Annotated in this window: 21 protein-coding genes; 12 read left to right on the top strand and 9 right to left on the bottom strand. The window is 70.4% G+C overall.

From position 1 onward, the window contains the following. On the bottom strand, nt 1-651 hold the full coding sequence (locus R4P08_RS09225; RefSeq protein WP_317813501.1) for a TetR/AcrR family transcriptional regulator: 651 nt from the start codon (nt 649-651) through the stop codon (nt 1-3). A 150-nt stretch (nt 652-801) separates the two neighbouring features. Between R4P08_RS09225 and R4P08_RS09220 the strand changes: the two genes are divergently transcribed. Further along, complete coding sequence (locus tag R4P08_RS09220) at nt 802-2,358, top strand: MFS transporter (RefSeq protein ID WP_317813500.1); 1,557 nt, start codon at nt 802-804, stop codon at nt 2,356-2,358. Between the two features lie 12 nt (nt 2,359-2,370). On the opposite strand, the gene R4P08_RS09215 is transcribed toward R4P08_RS09220, so the two are convergent. The 5 genes from R4P08_RS09215 to R4P08_RS09195 form a co-directional block, all read right to left on the bottom strand. Next, nucleotides 2,371-2,898: a hypothetical protein gene (locus R4P08_RS09215; protein ID WP_317813499.1), complete on the bottom strand. Its 528-nt coding sequence runs from the start codon at nt 2,896-2,898 to the stop codon at nt 2,371-2,373. A 193-nt stretch (nt 2,899-3,091) separates the two neighbouring features. Further along, entirely contained in the window at nt 3,092-3,730 is a 639-nt protein-coding gene (locus tag R4P08_RS09210; protein ID WP_317813498.1) for a CueP family metal-binding protein, read from the bottom strand. Continuing rightward, nucleotides 3,727-4,413 carry a DUF305 domain-containing protein gene (locus R4P08_RS09205; RefSeq protein ID WP_317813497.1) on the bottom strand — a complete coding sequence of 229 codons (687 nt, stop codon included), beginning with the start codon at nt 4,411-4,413 and terminating at the stop codon, nt 3,727-3,729. The genes R4P08_RS09210 and R4P08_RS09205 overlap by 4 nt, the downstream gene beginning before the upstream one ends. Nucleotides 4,414-4,489: 76 nt before the next feature. Further along, on the bottom strand, nt 4,490-4,894 hold the full coding sequence (locus R4P08_RS09200) for a four-helix bundle copper-binding protein (protein ID WP_317813496.1): 405 nt from the start codon (nt 4,892-4,894) through the stop codon (nt 4,490-4,492). A 158-nt stretch (nt 4,895-5,052) separates the two neighbouring features. Next, complete coding sequence (locus tag R4P08_RS09195) at nt 5,053-5,406, bottom strand: hypothetical protein (RefSeq protein ID WP_317813495.1); 354 nt, start codon at nt 5,404-5,406, stop codon at nt 5,053-5,055. A 303-nt stretch (nt 5,407-5,709) separates the two neighbouring features. Between R4P08_RS09195 and R4P08_RS09190 the strand changes: the two genes are divergently transcribed. Together R4P08_RS09190 and R4P08_RS09185 are read left to right on the top strand one after the other, a co-directional pair. After that, nucleotides 5,710-6,735 (top strand): MsnO8 family LLM class oxidoreductase, encoded by a 1,026-nt coding sequence (locus tag R4P08_RS09190; protein ID WP_317813494.1) that lies wholly within the window; start codon nt 5,710-5,712, stop codon nt 6,733-6,735. Nucleotides 6,736-6,856: 121 nt separating this feature from the next. Further along, nucleotides 6,857-7,696 carry an SDR family oxidoreductase gene (locus R4P08_RS09185; RefSeq protein WP_317813493.1) on the top strand — a complete coding sequence of 280 codons (840 nt, stop codon included), beginning with the start codon at nt 6,857-6,859 and terminating at the stop codon, nt 7,694-7,696. A gap of 84 nt (nt 7,697-7,780) precedes the next feature. Here R4P08_RS09185 and R4P08_RS09180 read toward each other — a convergent pair whose 3' ends face one another. Then, complete coding sequence (locus tag R4P08_RS09180; RefSeq protein ID WP_317813492.1) at nt 7,781-8,461, bottom strand: hypothetical protein; 681 nt, start codon at nt 8,459-8,461, stop codon at nt 7,781-7,783. A gap of 82 nt (nt 8,462-8,543) precedes the next feature. Here R4P08_RS09180 and R4P08_RS09175 point away from each other — a divergent pair, with 82 nt between their 5' ends. From R4P08_RS09175 to R4P08_RS09160, 4 genes are all read left to right on the top strand, one after another. Beyond that, nucleotides 8,544-9,815, top strand: coding sequence for a cytochrome P450 (locus R4P08_RS09175; RefSeq protein WP_317813491.1), 1,272 nt, complete (start codon nt 8,544-8,546; stop codon nt 9,813-9,815). A gap of 346 nt (nt 9,816-10,161) precedes the next feature. Continuing rightward, nucleotides 10,162-10,362 carry a hypothetical protein gene (locus R4P08_RS09170; RefSeq protein ID WP_317813490.1) on the top strand — a complete coding sequence of 67 codons (201 nt, stop codon included), beginning with the start codon at nt 10,162-10,164 and terminating at the stop codon, nt 10,360-10,362. Then, nucleotides 10,329-11,414 carry a DUF4389 domain-containing protein gene (locus R4P08_RS09165; protein ID WP_317813489.1) on the top strand — a complete coding sequence of 362 codons (1,086 nt, stop codon included), beginning with the start codon at nt 10,329-10,331 and terminating at the stop codon, nt 11,412-11,414. The genes R4P08_RS09170 and R4P08_RS09165 overlap by 34 nt, the downstream gene beginning before the upstream one ends. A 214-nt stretch (nt 11,415-11,628) precedes the next feature. Continuing rightward, nucleotides 11,629-13,290: a DUF726 domain-containing protein gene (locus tag R4P08_RS09160; protein WP_317813488.1), complete on the top strand. Its 1,662-nt coding sequence runs from the start codon at nt 11,629-11,631 to the stop codon at nt 13,288-13,290. A 165-nt stretch (nt 13,291-13,455) separates the two neighbouring features. On the opposite strand, the gene R4P08_RS09155 is transcribed toward R4P08_RS09160, so the two are convergent. Next, nucleotides 13,456-14,166, bottom strand: coding sequence for a helix-turn-helix domain-containing protein (locus R4P08_RS09155; protein WP_317813487.1), 711 nt, complete (start codon nt 14,164-14,166; stop codon nt 13,456-13,458). 79 nt (nt 14,167-14,245) lie between these two features. On the opposite strand from R4P08_RS09155, the gene R4P08_RS09150 reads away from it, so the two are divergent. The 5 genes from R4P08_RS09150 (at nt 14,246) to R4P08_RS09130 (ending at nt 19,667) form a co-directional block, all read left to right on the top strand. Then, complete coding sequence (locus R4P08_RS09150) at nt 14,246-14,722, top strand: nuclear transport factor 2 family protein (protein WP_317813486.1); 477 nt, start codon at nt 14,246-14,248, stop codon at nt 14,720-14,722. 58 nt (nt 14,723-14,780) lie between these two features. Continuing rightward, nucleotides 14,781-15,509 (top strand): sulfite exporter TauE/SafE family protein, encoded by a 729-nt coding sequence (locus R4P08_RS09145; RefSeq protein WP_317813485.1) that lies wholly within the window; start codon nt 14,781-14,783, stop codon nt 15,507-15,509. Between the two features lie 49 nt (nt 15,510-15,558). Next, entirely contained in the window at nt 15,559-16,446 is an 888-nt protein-coding gene (locus R4P08_RS09140; protein ID WP_317813484.1) for an SDR family oxidoreductase, read from the top strand. Between the two features lie 246 nt (nt 16,447-16,692). Further along, on the top strand, nt 16,693-18,174 hold the full coding sequence (locus R4P08_RS09135; protein WP_317813483.1) for an amidase: 1,482 nt from the start codon (nt 16,693-16,695) through the stop codon (nt 18,172-18,174). Nucleotides 18,175-18,296: 122 nt separating this feature from the next. Continuing rightward, the gene (locus R4P08_RS09130; RefSeq protein WP_317813482.1) at nt 18,297-19,667 is read left to right on the top strand and encodes an NAD-dependent succinate-semialdehyde dehydrogenase; all 1,371 of its coding nucleotides are present in this window, start codon (nt 18,297-18,299) and stop codon (nt 19,665-19,667) included. Nucleotides 19,668-19,761: 94 nt separating this feature from the next. Here the strand turns inward: R4P08_RS09130 and R4P08_RS09125 are convergent, their stop codons facing one another. After that, nucleotides 19,762-20,349 carry a TetR/AcrR family transcriptional regulator gene (locus R4P08_RS09125; RefSeq protein WP_317813481.1) on the bottom strand — a complete coding sequence of 196 codons (588 nt, stop codon included), beginning with the start codon at nt 20,347-20,349 and terminating at the stop codon, nt 19,762-19,764. Between the last annotated feature and the right edge of the window lie 57 nt (nt 20,350-20,406).

Raw genomic sequence — 20,406 nt, 5'->3', positions numbered from 1 at the left:
TCAGGTGCGGGCGCCCTGGCTCGCGGCGCGTTGCCGTGCCCAGTCGAGGGCGGCGTGCGCTGAGTGTTCGACGCGCTGGGGGTCGTCGCCCATGCCGATCAGGATGCGCTCCGCCAGTGGCCGCAGGATGGACTCCAGGGGAGCGGAGTGTTCGGAGAAGTGCCCCGCAGCCTCGAGCGTGACAAAACCGTGGACCGCGCTCCACAGCTCGCCGGCGACCGAATCTGCGTCGGTCAGGCCTACCCGCCCGGTGTCGATCAGTCGTTGACACGCCCCGATGAACAGGGCGTAGCAGGCCTTGAATCGAGCACTGGGAGAGGCGTGACCTGCCGCGAGCGTCCGGTAGGTGCCGCGCGTGGACAGTCCGAACATCAGGTCGTACAGGTGAGCATTGGAGTGGGCCAGGTCGCGGGTCATCAACGCCATGGCGAACAACTCGGCCGCCGGGTCCCCGGCTAGCGTCCCGGTCGACTCGAACCTCGACAGCAGGTCGGTGAACCCGCGGGCCACCACTGCGTCGACCAGCTCCGGTACGCCACCGAAGTGGTGGTAGATCGCGATCGTGGACCCGCCCACGGCGTCGGCGATCACCCTCGCCTTGATCTCCGACGGGCCATGAACGCGCAGGACCTCGGTTGCCGCGTCAAGCACCCGATCTCGGATCGGTCGGGTGGTCGAGCCCGCCGTAGTCCGTTCGTCTTTGTCCACATCGCCCATGGTGGCAGAGCCGGGCCCCGCCGAACCGAACGGTCATCATGCCGAGCGGTGATCATCGCCGGAGAGCCGTGGTAGAACTTCGTTATGGTCTTGACTGTTCCGACGGCTGCCGTTCGCGGCCCACGCCACGCCAACAGCTCGTTGGTCCTTCTCACGTTGTGTCTGGCGGTCTTCGTCGTCAACGTGTCGACCACCGTGATCAACATCGCGCTCCCCACCTTGGTGCGGGAGCTGGACGCGACCACCGGCGACCTCCTGTGGATCGTCGACGCGTTCAACCTCGCCTTTGCAGCCCTGGTGCTGGCGGCGGGTTCCCTCAGCGACAGGTTCGGGCGTCGGCCCGCGTTGGTCCTGGGCTTGGCACTATTCGGCGCGGCCTCGATGATCGGCGCGTGGAGCGACTCGCCCGGTGAGCTGATCCTGTGGCGAGCGGTTGCAGGCATCGCCGCGGCGGTGGTCTATCCGGTCACGCTGTCGATCCTGGCCAACGTCTTTGTCGACCGCGCCGAACGGGTGCGGGCCATCGGCATCTGGGGTGCGGCCACGGGGTTGTCCGTGGCCGCCGGCCCGGTGGTGGGCGGAGCACTGGTGGAGAACTTCTGGTGGGGTTCCATCCTGCTCTTCAACGGCGCGGCCGCGGTGCTCGCCTTGCTCTTGACACTGGTCCTGGTCCCGGACTCGCGCGACCCGTCGACGCCCCCGATCGACGTCCCCGGGCTCGTGCTGTCGACCACGGCCCTGGGCCTGCTGGTGTACTCCATCATCGAAGCCCCCGATCGCGGATGGTCGTCGCCGACCACGCTCATCGGATTCACGGTCGCCGCGGTGGTGCTGTTCGCCTTTGTGATGCACGAACGCCGGGTCGAGCACCCCATGCTCGACGTGCTCCTGTTCACCAACCTGCGGTTCACCGCCGCCAGCGGAGCGGTCACCAGCGCCTTCTTCGCCCTGTTTGGGTTCATCTTCCTCGTGACCCAGTACTTCCAGTCCGTTCGCGAGTACGGACCCCTGGACACCGGCCTGCGGATCCTGCCCGTGGCTGTGTCGCTGGCGGCCTTCTCGCTCATCGGCCCGCGGCTGGCCATGTTCTTCGGCTCGAAAGCCGTGGTGGCCCTGGGGTTGGCCTCGCTGAGCACCGCCTTCTTCTGGGCCTCGACCATCGGCCAGGACACCGACTACCTGGTGATCGTCGGGCAGATGGTCCTGTTGGGCGGCGGGCTCGGGCTCACCAGCGCCCCGGCCACCGAGGCGATCATGGGAGTCGTCCCCCCGGAGAAGGCGGGCATGGGCTCAGCGGTCAACGACGCGACCCGTGAACTGGGCGGAACGCTCGGGGTAGCGGTGATCGGCTCCGTCTCGCTGTCGATGTACCGCGACCACCTCGGTCACCCACCGGTGCCCGACGCGCTGCTCGAGCCGGCTCGCGAATCCATCGGCGGTGCGGAGGAGGCGGCCCGCCAGGCGGCCGAAATGGGAGAAGTCGCGCGGGTTGCGGGCGAACAGGTGCTCCACCTGGCCCGCGAAGGGTTTGTTCAGGGCTTCGAGATCGGCTGCATCGTCGCCGGCGCGGTCACCGCTGTCGCGGCCATCCTCACCCTCATCTACCTGCCGGCCCACCCCGACGGCGACGCCCACCCGTGATGGCGCGAACCCTCAGGAGTTGGCGATTGCGAGGATCACCCAGACCGGCAGCCACAGACCGAACGACAGCACGGTCAGGATCAGGTGCAGCGCATGGTTGACCCGCCTCCCGCCGCCGGTGGTGACGAACACCGTCTGCTGCATCTGGTGCGGGTACGGCATGAAGGGCTGGGGCACGAACGGCTGCGGCACGTAGTGCTGGGGCATGAAGGGCTGCGGGTAGTTCCCGGCGAAGAAGGGCCCGACGGCGAACGGCGAGGTGGCCAGGTGCTGGGGGACGAACTCCTCCGGCGCGCGGTACGGACCGGCGGGCAGGTTCCCGTAGGCCAGACCGCCCTCGTGCGCGAGCGGTTCGGCAGGCCGGGCCGACGGTGGGTCCGGAAACCGCGCGGTGGGGAACTGTTCGGTCGGGAACTGCTCGGTCGGGAACTGTGCGGCGGGAAACCACTCGGTGGGAGCCTCATGGTCCGTGACCGCCGGGAGGTGATCCCGGTCGGCGTCCCAGGGGTCGTGCTGCCGGGATGGATACTGCTCGTTCATGGTGGCTCTCTTCACTGGGTCAGACGGGAGCACCGAAATCGGCGACCGAACGTGTCGTGCTGCCCACGGTAGCCATGGAATTCGCCTGCTCGCAGCGGTGAGGAGAGAGATCCGGGAAAGATCCAGGTACCCCGACCGCGCGACCGATCGCCGTCTCGGGGTTTGCCCCTACGCCAGCCTCGTCGTCGTCGACCTACGCGAGCTCCATGGTGGTCAGGCAGGTCAGGTCGTCGCCGCCGGTCGAGATGGGGGAGCTCGCCGCGCGGCCGTCGTGCTCGATCGTCAGCGTGCCGGTGAGGTCGCGCGGGAGCCACAGGCCCACGAAGCCGTTGTCGAAGGTCGTCCGGCGCTCGTCGAGGACGGTCCGGCCGGTGGCGTCGTCGGTCACGGTGACCTGCACGGGTTCCCGGCCCAGCTCGCCGAGGCACGTGGTGAGGCTGTGGAAGAAGCAGTCGTGGGTGAAGGCACGGTACGGGGCCACGGAGAGGTAGAACTCGTCGTCCGGCATGGGCAGCGTCTCGGCACCGGCACCGGCACCCGCGCCGGCTTCGGTGGGGTCGGTCAGCACGAGTTGATCGGGCTGGACCGAGGCCAGCAGGTCGTCGGGGCGCTCGACGACCGGCGTCGCGTCCAGCCGGTCGATCACCTGGCGGGCGTCCAGACCGGTCAACTGATGTTGCTCGAGGACCGAGGCGGCGGGTTCGGGGGCCGGTTGGGGTGTGGGCTCAGGCGTGGGTTGAGGCGCCGCGCAGCCGGCCAGCGCGACGGCGGCGGCCGCGAGCAGCATGCCTGGACGCGCGCCCGGACGGGGCAGGGTTCTGGAGGCGCTCACAATGCGGCGAGCATCTCACGCATCGCGTCGATCTCGAGCTGCTGGGTCTCGATCATCGACCGGGCCAGCTCGACGGTCGGCGGGTAGGTTCCGTCGGACACCTCTTCCTGCGCCATGTCGATCGCGCCCTCGTGATGGGCGATCATCTGCTCCAGGAACAGCCGGGAGGCGTCGGTGCCCTCGGCTTCCTGCAACTCCCGGATCTCCTGCGGCGAGAGCATGCCCTCCATCATCGGCATCCCGCCCTCGTCGCCACCCTGGCCGCCCACGTGGCCACCCATGTGCTCCGGCTCGCCCGCCATTCCGGGCGCTCCCATCGGCCCGGCCGGCTCGCCCCACTCCTGGAGCCACCGGCGCATCTGCTCGATCTCCGGGCCCTGTTCGCGCGTGACGTCCTCGGCCAGCGTCCGCATCTCCTCGGAGATGCCCTCCTTGGCCAGGAGGATGTCGCTCATCGCGATCGCCTGCCGGTGGTGGGGGATCATCATCCTGGAGAACTCCACGTCCGCGGCGGAGGGCTCGGCATCGGTGGCGCCGCCGGGGACGGGGGAGCTGGTCTGGCCGGCGGTCACCCCGGGCGACGCGGGGCCGGCGGCCAAGGGGTCGTCGCCGTCGTCACCGCAGGCCGTCAGTGTCAGAGCCGCGGCGGCGATGGTGGCCACGAGGAGCTTGCTGCTGGTCAACGAAACGTCCTTCCCCTGTGTGGTGGCGGCGGACAACGGGCAGCTCCTCCGCCGGCCGGACCTGTCGTCGGAGCCGTCAGCCGATCGCGCTGAGCAACTCCGCACAGGCCTTCTCGCAGCGGCGGCAGGCCTCGGCGCAGATCCGGCAGTGCTCGTGCATGTCGGCATGCTCGGCGCAGTCCTCGGCGCAGGTCGCGCACGCGGCGCGGCATGCGGTGAGCAGTGACTTGAGCGTGCTGGAGACGGTCCCGGTCCGGCGACTCAACACCGAGGCGGTGGCGGCGCAGATGTCCGCGCAGTCGAGGTCGGTGCGGATGCAGTCGCGCAGGTCGGCGACCGACTCCTCGGCCAGGCACGCGTCCGCACAGGCGGTGCAGATGGTGGCGCAGGCCGCCGCGGCGTCGATCGCCTCCGCGAGCAGTTCCGGGTCCAGGCCGGCGGTCGGGTGGGGATGGGACGTGATCATCGCGATGGTGCTCATGGTTCCTCCCTTGTCTCGCCGTGGGGCTCCCAGTCGGTGGTCGAGCGGTCTGTGGTCGGGGTCCACGGGCACCTCCCAGGCTAGGAGCAGCAGCGGGGGACGCCACCGGTTCGTCCCCAGCCGGCCGGCGGGGTACCGGAGCGCGGCAGGGAGCCCGCTCAGAACGGCACCTGGGTCCGCAACAGGCCCGCCGTCGGCGCCCTCCCGCTAAGAGCCCTACAGAACTCGAACGCCTCCATGGTGAGGTACTCCCGGTCAGTCGTCCCGGCCCCGGCTCCTCCGCGCTGCCAGTGTCCACCGGCCGGGCCGGTGAGCTCGAGCTCGTAGGCCTGCCCGTGGCGACCGGCCCACTCGGCCACCACGTCGTCGACGATCACGCCCTCGTGCGCGGCGGTCGCCGTCATCGGGACTCCCGTGGCAGAAGCGATGTCGATACGGTGCATGAACGGGTCCCGGGTGAGGATCACGTCGAACAGATACCCCAGGGTCCAGTACTCGTCGTTGTCGGGCATGGTCTGAATTCTCATCACGCCCGGTGCACGTCGACGGTTCCTCACGGCCTTCGGGGCCCAACCGGCGGACCTGCCCGATGAGTTCGTCGGTGCTCAGTGTGGCGTTCTCCTCGACCTGTAGCGCGGTCAGCGCGTCGATCGTGCGGAGACCACCTGTTGGCGCATCATCGCCGGCCAGCTCGCGATCATCTCTGGATCATGCCCAGCATGTGCCCGGCCATCGCGCGGGTCGGGAGGCGCGTGACCGGGTCCCTCGAGACGTACGGTGTCCTCAGGTATCCACCGCTGTAGAGGGAGTCGCCCGTGAAGCTGTCGATCGTCGATCTGGGCACGGTCGCTCCCGGGACCACGGAGTCCGAGGCGCTCGCCGACTCGCTGGAAACCGCCCGGCATGCCGACGCCGCCGGGTTCCACCGCATATGGTTTGCCGAGCACCACCTGAGCCGGTCGGGCGCCTCTCACCATCCGGAACTGCTGATCGCGGCGGCGTCGAGGGAGACCTCGCGGATCCGGCTCGGCTCGGGCGCGGTGTTGATGAACCACTACAGCCCGTTCAAGGTGGCCGAGATGTTCAGCCAGCTCGAGGCCATGGCGCCCGGGCGGATCGATCTGGGGATGGGGCGCGCCACCGCCGGTCCGGTGATCGACCTGGCGCTCCAACAGAACCGCACGGAGCCGGCGCAGGTGAGCCATCAGCAGCAGATCATGGAGACCCTGGACTGGCTGTACCAGACCTTTCCCGAGGGGCATCCGTTCGCCGGGCACCGGCTGGGCGGGGAGGGGTCGGGCGTGCCGCAGACCTGGATGCTGGGGTCGAGTCCCGCCGGCTCCGGCCTGGCCGCGGCGTTGGGGATCGGCTACACCTTCGCCGGCTTCATCAACCCGCCCGGTGCGGCGCCCGCGCTCCGGACCTACCGGCAGACGTTCCGCCCGCGCGGCGTGGGCCTCAAGGCCCCGCGTGCGATCCTGGCCGTCAACGTGACGGTGGGCGACACCCAGGCCGAGGGCCTGCACCTGGCCAACTCGCCCAAGGGCTTCTATGCCGGCCTGGCGCGGGCCGGTCGCGCGGCCGGTCAGGTCACGGTGCCCGCCCCGGAGGCGGCTGCCCGGGAGATGACCGCCGATCAGCGGGACGAGCCCACCGGAATCGTCGACGGCCGCTGGCCCCGGTTCGTCGCCGGCGGGCCGGACCAGGTCCGGGCGACGCTGGAACAGATGATGGCCGAGAGCGGCGCCGACGAGTTGATGGTCCAGGACCTCATCGCCGATCCCGTGGCCCGGCGGCACTCGCACGCGCTGCTGGCCGAACAGTTCGGGCTCGAGCCGTGACGTGAGCTGACCCCCGTGCGCCGGAGCGGTGGAGGCCCGGATCGGTTGAGACCCGGATCGGTTGAAACCCCGCGCCACGGGTCTAGCGTGGCGGGCACTCGTCGACGCAGGAGGCCCGCACATGGAGATCCCCGAGCAACAGCAACAGTGGCCTGGTGCGACCGGCGCACTCGATCCTGCGCCCGATCACGGTGAGAAGTCCTACCGCGGTTCTGGTCGTCTGGCGGGTAAGAGAGCGCTGGTCACCGGCGCGGACAGCGGGATCGGTCGCGCGGTGGCGATCGCCTACGCCCGCGAGGGTGCGGACGTGGCGATCTCGTACCTGAGCGAACACGCCGACGCCGAGGAGACCGCCCGCTGGGTGCGCGAGGCCGGCCGTACCGCGGTGCTGATCCCGGGCGACCTGAGCGAGCCCGCGCACTGCCGGGCCGCCGTGCAGCAGACCGTGGACGGGCTCGGCGGGATCGACGTCCTGGTGTCCAACGCGGCGTTCCAGATGAGCCGCGAGTCCGTCAGCGACATCCCGGACGACGAGTGGGACTACACGCTGGCCACCAATCTGTCGGCGATGTTCCACCTGGTCAAGGCGGCCGTGCCGCACATGGGCCCGGGCTCGTCGATCATCGCCTCATCCTCGGTCAACTCCGACATGCCGCCGCCCGCCCTGCTGGCCTACAACGTGACCAAGGCCGGGATGGCCAACATGATCGGCTCGCTGGCGCAGATGCTCGCGCCCAGGGGGATCCGGGCCAACAGCGTCGCGCCCGGCCCCATCTGGACGCCGCTGATCCCGTCGACCATGCCCGGCGAGCAGGTCGAGGACTTTGGCGCCGGCGCCCCGATCGGCCGCGCCGGACAGCCTGCCGAGCTGGCGCCCGTCTACGTGATGCTGGCCTCCGACGAGGCGTCGTACGTGTCCGGATCCCGGGTGGCGGTGACGGGCGGGCAACCCATCTTGTGACGTCCGGGTGGCGGCCGCTCCCGGGCCCTCGCACCGTCCGTCGGCGCGGGCGCGGGCGCGGGGTGGCCCACCTCGCACCGCCCGTCAGCGCGGCGCGGGCCGGCCGAGTCCGATCGCGAGCCAGTCCACCAGGTCGGCCACGTAGGCCTCGTGCGCCGGGCCCTTGTCGGTTGGGGCGCACGCCCGCGCCGCGAGCTCGGCGGTGAGCATGACGATCATCTGCCGCACCCGGTGCCGGGCCCACTCCTGGCCGCATCGGGCGGTCACGGTGGAGTCCAGAATCCCCAGCTGGATCTGTAGCGCGGTGTCGGCCACCGGGCCGGTGGTGACCGCCCCGCCGATCTCCGCGAGGGGTCCCACCTGCGCGATCACCCGGAGGGTCCAGCGGCCCTCGTCGTCGTTCAACAGGTCCGCCAACGGTGACACCACCGCCCGCACGATCTCGTCCAGGTCGGGTGGGGACGGCGACCACCGTCGGAGGTCGGCCCGACGCTCGTCCTCCATGCGGAGTACTCCGCGGCGCAGGACGTCCTCGAGCAGCCCGCCGCGGCCGCCGAAGTGGTAGTTGACGGCCGAGTCGTTGCCCTGGCCGGCGTCGCCGACGATGTCGCGGATCCGCGCCGTCCGCCAGCCGTCCGCGGCGAACCGTTTGAGGCCCGCCTGGAACAGGGCTTCGCGGGTGACGGCCGAACGGGCCTGCGCGGGGCGCTCGGTGGGCGTGGCGCGGGTGGAGTCGGGGCGCGGCGTGGAGGCGGGGCGGGGCACGAGTCGAGTTTAGAGAGGCGGGGCGGTGGTCGGCTCGGCCCAAGGCCTTCCCATTTGTTAACAGCGGGCGTTAAATGGAGCCATGCCCGTCACCGGTCCCGCCTTCGACCCCTTCGACACCGCCCACCTGGCCGACCCGTACCCCGGCTACCGGGTCCTGCGCGAGACCGATCCCGTGCACTTCCACCGCGGCGACGGCACGGCCGCGCACCCGGAATTCTGGGCGCTGTCCCGCTACGCCGACGTGGACGCCGCCGTCTGCGCGCCCGAGGTGTTCTCCTCGGCCAGCGGCCTGACCTTCTTTTCCGACGAGATCGAGAAACTGGGACTGGCGCCGACCATCGTCATGATGGATCCGCCCGAGCACTCCGGTAAGCGGCGGCTGCTGGCCAGGGCGTTCTCGCCCCGGCGGGTGGCGGAGACCGAGCCCCTGATCCGCGGGTTCGTCCGGGGGCGCCTGACGGAGTTGGCGCAGCGGTACGACGACGACGAGGTGGTCGACCTGCACAGGGACTTCAGTTCGCAGATCCCCACGCATCTGCTGGCCCACCTGTTCGACATCCCGGCCGTGGACAGGCACCGGCTCGGGCCGTGGGTCAGTGCGCTCACCACGCTCCAGGAGGAGGGGTTTCGCCCGGCGGGTCTGGAGGGCGGCGCCGTCGCCGCGGTGGCCGAGATGTTCGAGTACTTCGGCGTGCTCATCACCGAGCGGCGCGCGGCCCCGGGCGAGGACCTCATCTCCGCGTTGACGCAGGCGCAGATCGACGGCGAGACCCTCACCGACTGGGACATCCTCGGCTTCTGCTTTGTCATCGTCGCCGGCGGCAACGACACCACCGGCAATCTCATCTCCCACACCGTCGCGCTGCTCGACGCGCACCCGCGGCAGCGCGAGTTGATCGTCGCCGACCCCGGCCTCATCCCCGGAGCGCTCACGGAATGTCTGCGCTTCGAGTCGAGCGTGCAGGCGCTGGCCCGGACGACCACGCGCGAGGTGACCGTCGCCGGCGTCACCATCCCGGCGGGGGAGAAGGTGATGATGCTCTACGGCTCGGCCAACCGCGACGAGCGGGAGTTCGGGCCGACGGCCGAGCAGCTCGACATCCGCCGGGAGATCCCGGGGCACCTGGCGTTCGCCCGCGGCCCGCACTTCTGCATCGGCTCGCACTTCGCGCGGTTGCAGGCGCGGATCGCGGTCGAGGAGCTCTACGCCGCTCATCCCGAGGTGGGCGTGGACTCCGGCGCCGCCGTGCGCGCGCTGTCGCCGTTCACCCGGGGGTTCGTCTCGCTGCCTGCGACGGGATTGGGCGCCACGAGACTGGGCGCGCCGGGATTGACCGCGACGGCAACCTAGGCCAGCAGGGGCGATAAGAGTAAGGTCATCTCCGAACGGCGGGGTGCCGGCTGCAGCGTTCCGCATACCTTCTCCCCGAGGACTGTGACTGTCATGGGCGCCGACCAGGCCGATCCGACCACCCTTTCCGCCAGCTCGACCGCCGCTGAGCGGCCCGGGCGCACACGACCGCTGAACTGGGTGATGCTCGTCGCGGGCGTCCTGCTGGCCGCCCTGGGCCTCGGGCTCACCGGCGCCGGGATCGCGCTCACGGTGGCCGAGGCCTCCCAGCGCGACGGCCGCTACGCACACCGACACCGAGCAGGTCCGGAGCGTCGGACACGCCATCACCACCGCCCCCCTCACCGTGGACCTGGACCTGGGCGAGGGCACCGCGTCGGGCGGGGCGTTCGGACTCGATGACCTGCTCAGCGTCCAGCTGCGGGCGACCCCCGTGGTCCCCGGCCAGGACGTGTTCATCGGCATCGCCGAGGCCTCCGACGTGGAGGCTACCTCCGCGACGTCCCGCACGCGGTGTTCAACGACGACCCGTGGGACGACGGCATGATGGTGGGTGATCCGCAGCAGTGGGCCATGGGTTCCGATTCCGACGACCCGCTGGACGAGGTCCCCGGAACCCGGACCCCCGAGCCCCCCACCGAGCAGGACTTCTGGGCCCAGTCGGCCACCGGGTCCGAACAGCAGACCATCACCCTAGAGCTGCAGTCCGGGGACTGGGTGCTCGTGGTGATGAACGCCGACGGCTCGCGTCCGGTGTGGGTCGACGTGCAGGCGGGCGCCCACACAGAGCTCTTCGGGTTGGCGAATCCCGGAGTCCTGATCGCCGGCATCGTGGCCCTGGTGTTGGGCCTGCCGCTGATCCTGCTGGGCGCGGCCGGCCTCGGGCGTGACCTCGATCGCGGACCCGGCTCCGCCGCCGGTACCGGCGCCCTCGTCGGCCCCGACCCGCTGCGCCTGACCGGCCACCTGGACCCCGGCGTCTCCCGCTGGATGTGGCTGATCAAATGGCTGCTGGCCATCCCGCACTACATCGTGCTGGGCCTGCTGTGGTTCGCGCTGGTGGTCGTGACCATCGTGGCGTTCTTCGCGATCCTGATCACCGGGCGCTATCCCCGGTCGCTGTTCCTGTTCAGCGTCGGGGTGTTGCGGTGGCACTGGCGGGTGGGCTTCTACGCCTACTCGGCGTTGGGCACCGACCGCTACCCGCCGTTCTCCCTCGCGCCCGCCGGCTACCCGGCCGAGCTCGACGTGGTCTACCCCGAGCGGCTCTCGCGCGGCCTCGTGCTGGTCAAGTGGTGGCTGCTGGCCATCCCGCATCTGCTGATCCTGGGCATCATCACCGGCGGCGGCGCGGTGATGAGTAGCGCGTCGGAGCGCGGCGGACCCGAGTGGAGCATCTCGTTGCTCGGCCTGCTAGTGCTGATCGCGGCGATCGGGCTGCTGTTCACCGGTCGCTACCTGCCCGGTCTCTTCGACCTGATCATCGGTCTGAACCGCTGGGCCAACCGGGTCGGCTCCTACGTCCTGCTGCTGCGCGACGAATACCCGCCGTTCCGCCTGGATCAGGGACCGGAGGAGCCGGTCGCCCGCGCCGACTGACCTGTGTGGGCGGACTGCTGGACCGCGAACGGGCTGGGTGACACCGTGACACCGCTCAAGAACGCTGCATTACCCTCGCGAGTCATGCCGACCGAGTTTTGCGCCGAGCAAAATGCGCTGCGTGGTATAAGTACTCAGTTATGTGACGCGCGGTAACTGGCTGCGTGGGAGGCCGCGGGCAGCCATCGCCTGCGCTACAGGATGAGGTCGAATCGTGCCCGGAGAAGCTGTCTGGTTCGAACAGGGTGAGAACGACTCGGTCACTGTCAGGGTCCGCTCCGCAAAGGGGCGCAAGCTCGTACTGCAAGGTCTCCCCGGCGACCTGAACCCCTCTGCGACCGGTGACCGGCAATTGGTCGACAACCCCGCGATAGTCCACAACGCCTGGGCGTTCGGTGGTTTCCATCGTCAGATGGACGAGAGTGCCGACGACGAGGTGCGAACCGCTCTGCAGAAGAAGGCCTCTGCGCATGCCAAGGTCGCGGAACGTCTGGCGGTTCTCACCGATGAGCTGGGCGAGACGACCATCGAAGGCTGGTGTTCCAACTGCTACGAGAAGTCGGTGCACCGAAAGGTCAAGAGCTCGAGTTTCCGCACCGAAACCTACCTGTGCCAAGCATGTGGATCGGCAACCGATGACTGCGTCGCGCCGCAGTGCAAGAACATGGCCGTGCGCAGCCTGGCCAAGGTGCACGTTCCCGACATGTGCGCCGAGCACGACCACACACTGCCCAGTTTCGAGCGTGCCCGCGACTCTCTGGAGCGTCTGGAAGACCTGAAGGAGTTCCTGAAGTTCGACAAGCCGAATCTCGCCCGTGGCGCGACGTTCGGGATGGTGGCCGTGCTCGCGGCCGGGGTCGCGTTTCCGCTCGCACTGATGGCTGCTCCCGCGATGGGGGGAGCCGTCGGAGTGCTGGCCTCCCAGTGGGGGGCCGGGACAGCGCTCACCGGTGCCGCGGCCTCGAACTACGGACTGGCGATGCTCGGAGGCGGCGCGGTGGCCACCGGGGGCCTGGGGATGGCGGGAGGGACGATGGTCATCGCCGGGGTCGGCTCGGCCCTTGGCGGTGCGCTCGGTGCATCGGTCACGAACGCCTATGTCCGAGACGACAAGTCATTCGATCTCGAACTGTTCCGCGAGGGAAAGGGTACGCCGGTCATCATCGCTCGAGGGTTCACGACGGAAGGGGACATTCAGTGGTGGAAGGCTGTCGATCTCGTCGAGGTCACCTATCCGGACTCTCCGATCTACTTCCTGCACTGGGGGGCCAAGGAACTGCACGACGTCGCCGTCATGTTCGGGGCGATCGGCGGTGGCGCGATGGCGAAGGCCGCTGTGGCAGCAGCGGCCAAGAAGGCGGCAAAGAAGGCCGTGACCAAGCTCAACCCGGCCGCGGCGGCGTTGGTGGTGGCGGACGTTCTCAAGAACCCGTGGCACGTCGCGCGAGTGAGGGCGGACAAGACCGGCGCGGTCCTGGCCGATGTCATCGCGCGCTACAACGGTGAGGTCATCCTCGTCGGGCACAGCCTCGGAGGGCGCGTCATGGCCACGGCCGCCCAGGCGGCTTCCACCTCGAAGGCGGCCGGGAAGATCAAGGAGGTCCGCCTGGCCGGAGCGGCCATCGGCCGGAAGTTTGACTGGGAGGCAGTGGGCGCGGCCGTCGACGGCCCAGTGATCAACTACCACTCCAAGCAGGACGCGGTGCTCAAGAAGGCCTTCACGGTCGCTGAGATGGGCTCGGTTGCCGCCGGATATGCAGGGACAGGGTCGCTGGTGGCGAACGTCTGGGATGTCGACGTATCCGACCGGGTCCCCAATCACGACATGTATTGGGAGAGCATCGCTGGAGTCTGGGAGAGCCGGTTAGCGCACTAGAGCGCTTCCCGTTCGCCCGTTCTGTGCGAGCGGCATCCTGGGCGGAGGTCCGGAGGATTCCCGCTGGAGGTAAATCTGAGTCGGTCGGGTGTCGAGTGAGCTAAGCGCGCAGCGTTTACTCGACGCTGCGATCGAATTCCGGAGAATTCTCGCGAATGCTGTCGATCAGACTCCGCCGTCGCTGCGGTCCTGCCCGGTGACCACGCGGGCGAGGAGGTCGGCGAGCCGCGCGTCGATGCCCTCGCGCCGGTCCTCGGGGATGTCGAGGGCGTCGAGCAGCGCGCCCCGCAGCACCGGCCAGGCGTAGACGGCGGTGAACGACAGGAGGAGTTCGACGTCCCCGGCCGGCGGGGGAGAGGTCATGCGGCGCAGCGCCGCGGCCGGGCGCTCGGCGGGGTCGACCATCGGCGGGAACGCGGCCTCGCGGTCGAGCGCCAACCACGCCAGCAACCTGCTGATCTCGGGGTGCTCGGTGGCGGCCAGCAGCATCCCGCGGACGGCCTCGCCCGCGTCGTCCTGGTGCTCGAGCCTGGCGGCGCCGTATCGCACGGCCTCCTGCATCACCGTGGTGACCAGCGCGTCCTTGCGGCCGACGTGCCGGTGGATCAGCCCGAGGTTCACCTCCGCGGCGTCGGCGATGTCGCGCAGCGGGACATGGGGGCCGCGCTCGGACAGTAACCGCCGCGCCTCGCGCAGGACCGCGGACCGGACCTCGTCGCGGCCGGTCGGGCGGGTCAGCGGGGGCTCGTCCGACCGGGCGGTCGGGCGGGCCCGCCGGGGCTCGTCCGATCCGGCAGTCGCGGAATCGGGCGGGGTCGGCGGGGGGCCGCTGACCTCGTCGTTGTCGTCAATCTCGGATCGGTTCCCACGTTCCATTCCCAAACTGTACACAATTGACTACAGTCGCAGCAGCGGATGCGGAACCGACCGCGCACCCCTGCCCGAAAGGCCGAACATGACGACCACCGACCGCCGTGACGACATCGACGCGATCAAGGCTCTCAAGTACCGCTACCTGCGCTGCGTGGACCTGCGGCTGTGGGACGAGCTCGCGCAGACGCTGGCGCCGGACGTCTCGGCCTCGTACGGCAAGCGGCTGTCCTACACCGGCCGGGACCAGGTGGTGGACGGGCTCAAGGGGCAGATGACCGACGACGTGATCACCGAGCACCAGGCACACCACCCGGAGATCGAGGTGGACGGAGACACTGCCACCGGGCGCTGGTACCTGCAGGACCGCGTGATCGTCCCGGCGTTCGACACGATGATCTTCGGTGGCGCCTTCTACGAGGACACCTACGCCCGGATCGACGGTCGCTGGATGATCGCGAGCACCGGCTACAAGCGCACCTACGAGGCGATGATCGACCTCAAGGACGTACCCAGCTTCACGCTGACCGACAACCACCTCGCGCCCGCCACCGCGGAGTGACGGCGTGGTCGGCCGGGGCGGCCCGGACCCGCGGTGGAGGTGGCAGTGAAGACCGCGCATGGAGTTGATCGGTGTCGCGGTGCTCTGCGTGGCCGTGGCCTCGGTGATCGGCGGCGCCACCGGATTCGGGACCTCGCTCATCGCGACCCCCTTCATGCTCATGGCGGGGATCGGGCTGACCGAGACGGTGGTGGTGAACCTGGTGGTGGCCCTGGTCACGAGGCTGGGCGTCACCTACCAGCTGCGCCGACACATCGACTGGCCGCGGGTCGCGGTCCTGGGGGCGGCGAGCCTGCCGGGGGCCTGGCTGGGCGTGCAGACGCTCGGGTTGCTTCCCGAACAGCTCCTCGCGCCGGCCGCCGGAGCGATCACCGTGCTCTGCGGGCTGGCGATGGCGCTGCCAGCCTCGCGCACGGCTCGGCCGCCGTCGAGGTGGGCCACCGCCGCGACCGGGGCGATCAGCGGCTACTTCTCCACCACCACCTCGCTCAACGGGCCGCCGGTCGTCCTGCTGCTGAGCCGCGCCAAGCTGCCGCCGCTGAGCTTCATCGCGGACCTCGCCGGCTACTTCGTCGTCACCAGCGTGCTGTCCCTGGCGATGCTGTGGGCCGGCACGGGGATCGACGTCCCCGGGCTGCTGCCCCTGCTGGCCGCGTGCACGGTCGCCGGAGTGGTGGCCAACCAGCTCGGGATCTCGATCGCCCAGCGACTGCCCACGCACGTCTTCCGCTCGGCCGTGATCGCCCTCGTGGTGATCGCCGGTCTGCTCACCATCGTCACGGCGTGACCGCCGCCGCATCAACTGCATTCAACTGTTCCCACCACCGGAGGACCCCATGACCGCCACCCCCGAACAGAACACCGCCGCACAGAACACCGCCGCACAGAACACCGCCGCACAGAACACCGCGGCACAGAACGCCCCTGGTCTGCAGGCGGCTGCCGCACCGGGCACCGCTCGCGAAGACCGACTGGCGGGCAAGGTCGCCATCGTCACCGGCGGCGGGCAGGGCGTCGGCCGCGGCATCTCGCTCGGGCTGGCCGAGTCGGGCGCTGCGGTGCTGCTGGTCGGTCGCCGGATGCACAAGCTGGAGAAGGTCGCCGAGGAGATCCGCTCCGCCGGCGGCACCGCGGAGTGTCTGGCCGTGGACATCGTCACCGACGGCGCGCCCGAGTCGATCATCGCCACTGCCGTAGAGCGGCTGGGCGGGGTCGACATCCTGGTCAACAACGCCAATATGGCCATGCCGCTGCCGCTGTCGGACTACCCCGACGACGACTTCCGCAAGGCCTTCGAGGGCGGGCCCCGGGTGACCTTCAGCCTCATGAAGCTGGCCCGGCCCGAGATGGCAAAGCGCGGCGGAGGCACCGTGATCAACCTCGTCACCTCCGCCGCCGTGCGCTGGGACGCGGCCAACTACGGCATCTACGCCGCCGTCAAAGAGGCCATCCGCGCCCTGACCCGGGCCGCCGCGTACGAGTGGGCCGCCGAGGGCATCCGCGCGCTCAACGTGGCCCCGCACGCCCACAGCCCCGGGCTGGACTGGTGGATGGACAACAACCCCGAGGAGGCCGCCGAGTTCGTCGCGGGCATCCCCGCCGGACGCGTGGGCGACCCGCTCTCCGACATCGGCCGCCCCGTCGCCTGGCTGTGCTCGGCCGAGTCCTCCTACCTCAGCGGCGCGACCATCCCGCTGGACGGCGGCCAGTCCCGCTGGGGCTGACGCCGGTTGACGGCCAGTCCTGCTGGGGCTGGCCCCGGTTGACGGCCAGTCCTGCTGGGGCTGGCCCCGGTTGGCGGACAGCTGACCTGGTTGGCGGACATTTTTCGCGAGAAACCGGCCCCTGAGCGCATCAGATGTCCGCCAACCGCGGGGGGATGTCCGCCAACCGGACCCCGCCCGACCAGACGCCTCCCGCTCCGCGCGATTCCCCACCCAGCGCGCCACACGAAAGGTCCCCACAGCACCGTGACCCGACACCTCGACCTCCCGACCACGCACAACCGAGCCGACACGGTCCGTCCCGCGGCTGTGGGCCGGCGAGATGCCCTGGCGCTGGCCGCCGACATCCGCTCCGGGGCCACGGACCCGACCGAGGTCCTCGAGCGGGCGATCGACAGGATCGAGACCCTCGATCCCCAGCTCAATGCCGTGGTGTCGACCCGGTTCGACGATGCCCGCGCCGAGATCGCGGTAGGCCTGCCGGGCGGGCCGCTGCGCGGGGTGCCGATCGTCATCAAGAACCTGGGCACCGATGTGGCCGGTCAGCCCGCCACCGACGGCTCCCGGTTGTTCGCCGATGTCGTCGCGACCGTCGACAGCGCGATCGTCCAGCGCTACAAGGCCGCCGGGATGCTGGTGCTGGGGACCACCAACGTGCCCGAGATGGGCAAGACCACCACCACCGAGTCGCTGCTCTACGGGCCGTGCCGCAATCCGTGGAACCCCGACTACTCCACCGGAGGTTCGAGCGGTGGGTCGGCGGCTGCGGTCGCCTCGGGGATGGTCCCGGTCGCCCATGCCACGGACGGCGGCGGGTCGATCCGGATCCCGGCCGCCATGTGCGGACTGGTGGGCCTCAAACCCAGCCGTGGCCGGGTGCCCACCTGGCCGCACCCGGCAGCTCTGGCGGCGCCGATCGCCTATCACCACGCCGTGACCGCGACCGTCCGCGACAGCGCGGCTCTGCTCGACGTGGTGGCAGGGCACGTGCCCGGCGACGCGTACGGGGCCCCGACCCCGGCGCGACCGTTCCTCGCCGAGGCCGGGACCGATCCCGGGCACTTGAGGATCGGCGTGATGCGCACGGCGCCCGGCCCGTTCCCGACCGACCCGGACTGCTCGGCGGCGGTGGACCGCACCGCCTCGCTGCTGGACGGGCTCGGGCACGAGGTGATCGAGGTCGAGCTGGGGATCGACGTGATCGAGGTGATGGTCGCGATCGGCGACATCATGGGCGCGCAGCTGCAGGCGAAGGTCGAGGACAGGCTCACCCATCTCGGCCGGGAGCTCCGCGAGGACGACCTGGAGCCGTGGACCCGGCGGATCCTCGAGAATTCGTTGAGCCTGACCGCGCCGCGGTTGTCCCGGGCACTGGAGACGGCGCAGCGCACCGGCTGGCGGGTGGCCGAGCTGTTCGCCGCTGCCGGGGTCGACGCGCTGCTGCTGCCCACCATGCCGGTCACCACCCCGGAGCTGGGATTCCTCGACGTGACGGACCCCGAATCCATGTGGACCCGGTCGTCGATGTTCTCGGCCGCCACCAGCCTGTTCAACCTCTCCGGTCAGCCCGCGATCTCCCTGCCCCTGGGCACCGATGGGCGCGGGCTCCCGGTGGGGGTGCAACTCGTCGCCGACTACGCGCGCGAGGACCTGCTGCTGCGCCTGTCCGGACAGCTCGAGGCGGCGGCGCCCTGGCTGACGGTGGCCCCGGGCTTCGACGGGTGGTGACGGTGGCGCGGTGAGGGTGACAGCGGGGTGGTGACGGTGGCGCGGTGACGGCCGACTGCGAGGCCCGCTGACCGGGCGTACCGTCGCGGACACGCCACCGACACGTCAGGATGTGATCGCTCATGAGCACGTACCAGACCCACAACCCGTCCACAGGCCAGACCGTCGCCGAGTACCCGGGACTCGACGACGGCGAGATCGACGCCGTTCTCGCCCGGGTCACCGACGGCTTCGCCCACTGGCGCGCGACCCCGCCCGCCGAGCGATCCGCAGTGCTCGCCGCGATCGCCGGCGGGTTCGAGGCCCGCAGCGACGAACTGGCCGCCGCGATCGCCGAGGAGATGGGCAAGCCCCTCGCCGAGGCGGCGGGCGAGGTCGCGCTGGCCGCCTCCATCTACCGCTGGTACTCCGAGCACGGCCCCGCACTGCTGAAGCCGGAGGCGCTCGAGGTCGCCGGCGCGCGGGAGAGCACCGTCACCGTCGAAGCCGTCGGCCCGCTCGTCGGCGTGATGCCGTGGAACTACCCCTACTACCAGGTGGCCCGGTTCGCCGCGCCCAACCTCATGGCCGGCAACACGGTGATCCTCAAGCACGCCTCGATCTGCGCCAAGAGCTCGGCGCTGGTGGAGCTGATCCAGCGCGAGGCCGGACTGCCGGAGGACGCCTACGTCAACGTCTACGCCTCATCCGACCAGGTGGCGACCATGATCGCCGACCCCCGCGTCCACGGGGTCTCGCTCACCGGCAGCGAGGGCGCCGGAGCGGCGGTGGCCGAGGTCGCCGCCAAGAACCTCAAGAAGAGCGTGCTGGAGCTCGGCGGCTCCGACCCGCTCATCATCCTGGACACCGACAACGTGGACGAGCTGGTCGGCACCGTCGGCCGGGCGCGGTTGCTCAACGCGGGGCAGGCCTGCAACTCGCCCAAACGGATGTTCGTCCCGGAGGCGATCTACGACGACTTCGTCACCGGACTCACCGATCTGTACTCCAGGATCACGGTCGGCCCGGCGGACGACGAGACCACCGAGATGGGCCCGCTGTCCAGCGAGGACGCCCGCGACGGCGTGGTCGAACAGGTCAAGACAGCGGTCGAGCAGGGCGCCAAGCTCCGGGTGGGCGGCGACCCGGTCGACCGGCCCGGCGCCTACATGGAACCGACCGTCCTGACCGACATCACCCCGGAGATGGACGTCTACCACCAGGAGGTCTTCGGGCCCGTCGCCATGGTGTACCGGTACTCGGACCTCGACGAGGCGCTGCGGATCGCCAACGACACCCGCTTCGGCCTCTCCGGTTCCGTCTGGGGCACCGACCCGGAGGAGGCAGCGGAGGTGGCTGACCGGATCGAGGCGGGGATGGTCTACGTCAACGAGCACGGCACCACCCGCGCCGGGCTGCCCTTCGGCGGGGTCAAGGCCTCCGGTTACGGCCGGGAGCTGGGCCGCTGGGGGATGGGCGAGTTCGTCAACACCAAGTTGCGCCGCGTGAACTGAGGCCGCGCACCTCGTCGTCGTCGTCCTGTCGCGGGTCGCCCGGCACGGCGTGGACACCTCGTCCACGCGTGGCCGGGCGACCCCCGTGGCCGGGCTACCGCTCGTTGAACTCGTCCACCAGCGCGAAAACCGCGGACCGCACCACGACCCGCTGCTGTTCGGGAGTGAACGCGCCCGGCGTAATGGTCAGGGTGGTGCCCAGTCCGGAGACGAGGGCGAAGAGCGAACGGGCGAGGGCGGCAGCCCCGGGCGTGTGCGGGTCCCCGCCCACCACCGCGACGAGGTGGCCCGCGAGCACCGCCTCCTGTCCGGCGACGTAGACGCGCAGCACCTCAGCCAGCCGTGGGCTGTTCAGGCTGGCGGCCTGGAACGCGGTGAGCACGCGCCAGAACCGCTGTGACTCGTCGCCGTGGGGCAGGGTGCCCACGGCCCGGTCGATCCACTCCTCGAGGTTCGTCGACTGCGGCTGCGACCGCGTGGTTATCTCGTCGAGCGCAGCACGCAGTGCCGCCTCGAGCAGGTCCTCCTTGTCCGCGTAGTAGTGCGAGATGTACCCGGTGGTCGACCCGAGGGACGTGGCGATCCGGCGCATGGAGACGTTGTCCAGACCGTCGGCTGCGACCAGCTCGCACGCGGCCGAGGCGATCTCGCGGCGATTCGCGTCGATGCCGGATGGGGTCATGGTGCGGTACGTCCTCACGTCAGGTCGGTGGGCTGTCCGGGCGGGCGGGGACGGATT

The sequence above is a fragment of the Rhodococcus sp. IEGM 1408 genome (assembly GCF_033142235.1).
In the GTDB taxonomy this organism is placed as follows: domain Bacteria; phylum Actinomycetota; class Actinomycetes; order Mycobacteriales; family Mycobacteriaceae; genus Dietzia.
This window is presented reverse-complemented; position numbering and strand designations above follow the sequence as displayed.

Bases quoted from the DNA above. Each gene is read 5' to 3' on its own strand.
- R4P08_RS09220 (WP_317813500.1), top strand. From the start codon at position 802: ATGGTCTTGACTGTTCCGACGGCTGCCGTTCGCGGCCCACGCCACGCC.
- R4P08_RS09215 (WP_317813499.1), bottom strand. From the start codon at position 2,898: ATGAACGAGCAGTATCCATCCCGGCAGCACGACCCCTGGGACGCCGAC.
- R4P08_RS09200 (WP_317813496.1), bottom strand. From the start codon at position 4,894: ATGAGCACCATCGCGATGATCACGTCCCATCCCCACCCGACCGCCGGC.
- R4P08_RS09195 (WP_317813495.1), bottom strand. From the start codon at position 5,406: ATGCCCGACAACGACGAGTACTGGACCCTGGGGTATCTGTTCGACGTG.
- R4P08_RS09185 (WP_317813493.1), top strand. From the start codon at position 6,857: ATGGAGATCCCCGAGCAACAGCAACAGTGGCCTGGTGCGACCGGCGCA.
- R4P08_RS09175 (WP_317813491.1), top strand. From the start codon at position 8,544: ATGCCCGTCACCGGTCCCGCCTTCGACCCCTTCGACACCGCCCACCTG.
- R4P08_RS09155 (WP_317813487.1), bottom strand. From the start codon at position 14,166: ATGGAACGTGGGAACCGATCCGAGATTGACGACAACGACGAGGTCAGC.
- R4P08_RS09150 (WP_317813486.1), top strand. From the start codon at position 14,246: ATGACGACCACCGACCGCCGTGACGACATCGACGCGATCAAGGCTCTC.
- R4P08_RS09145 (WP_317813485.1), top strand. From the start codon at position 14,781: ATGGAGTTGATCGGTGTCGCGGTGCTCTGCGTGGCCGTGGCCTCGGTG.
- R4P08_RS09140 (WP_317813484.1), top strand. From the start codon at position 15,559: ATGACCGCCACCCCCGAACAGAACACCGCCGCACAGAACACCGCCGCA.
- R4P08_RS09130 (WP_317813482.1), top strand. From the start codon at position 18,297: ATGAGCACGTACCAGACCCACAACCCGTCCACAGGCCAGACCGTCGCC.
- R4P08_RS09125 (WP_317813481.1), bottom strand. From the start codon at position 20,349: ATGACCCCATCCGGCATCGACGCGAATCGCCGCGAGATCGCCTCGGCC.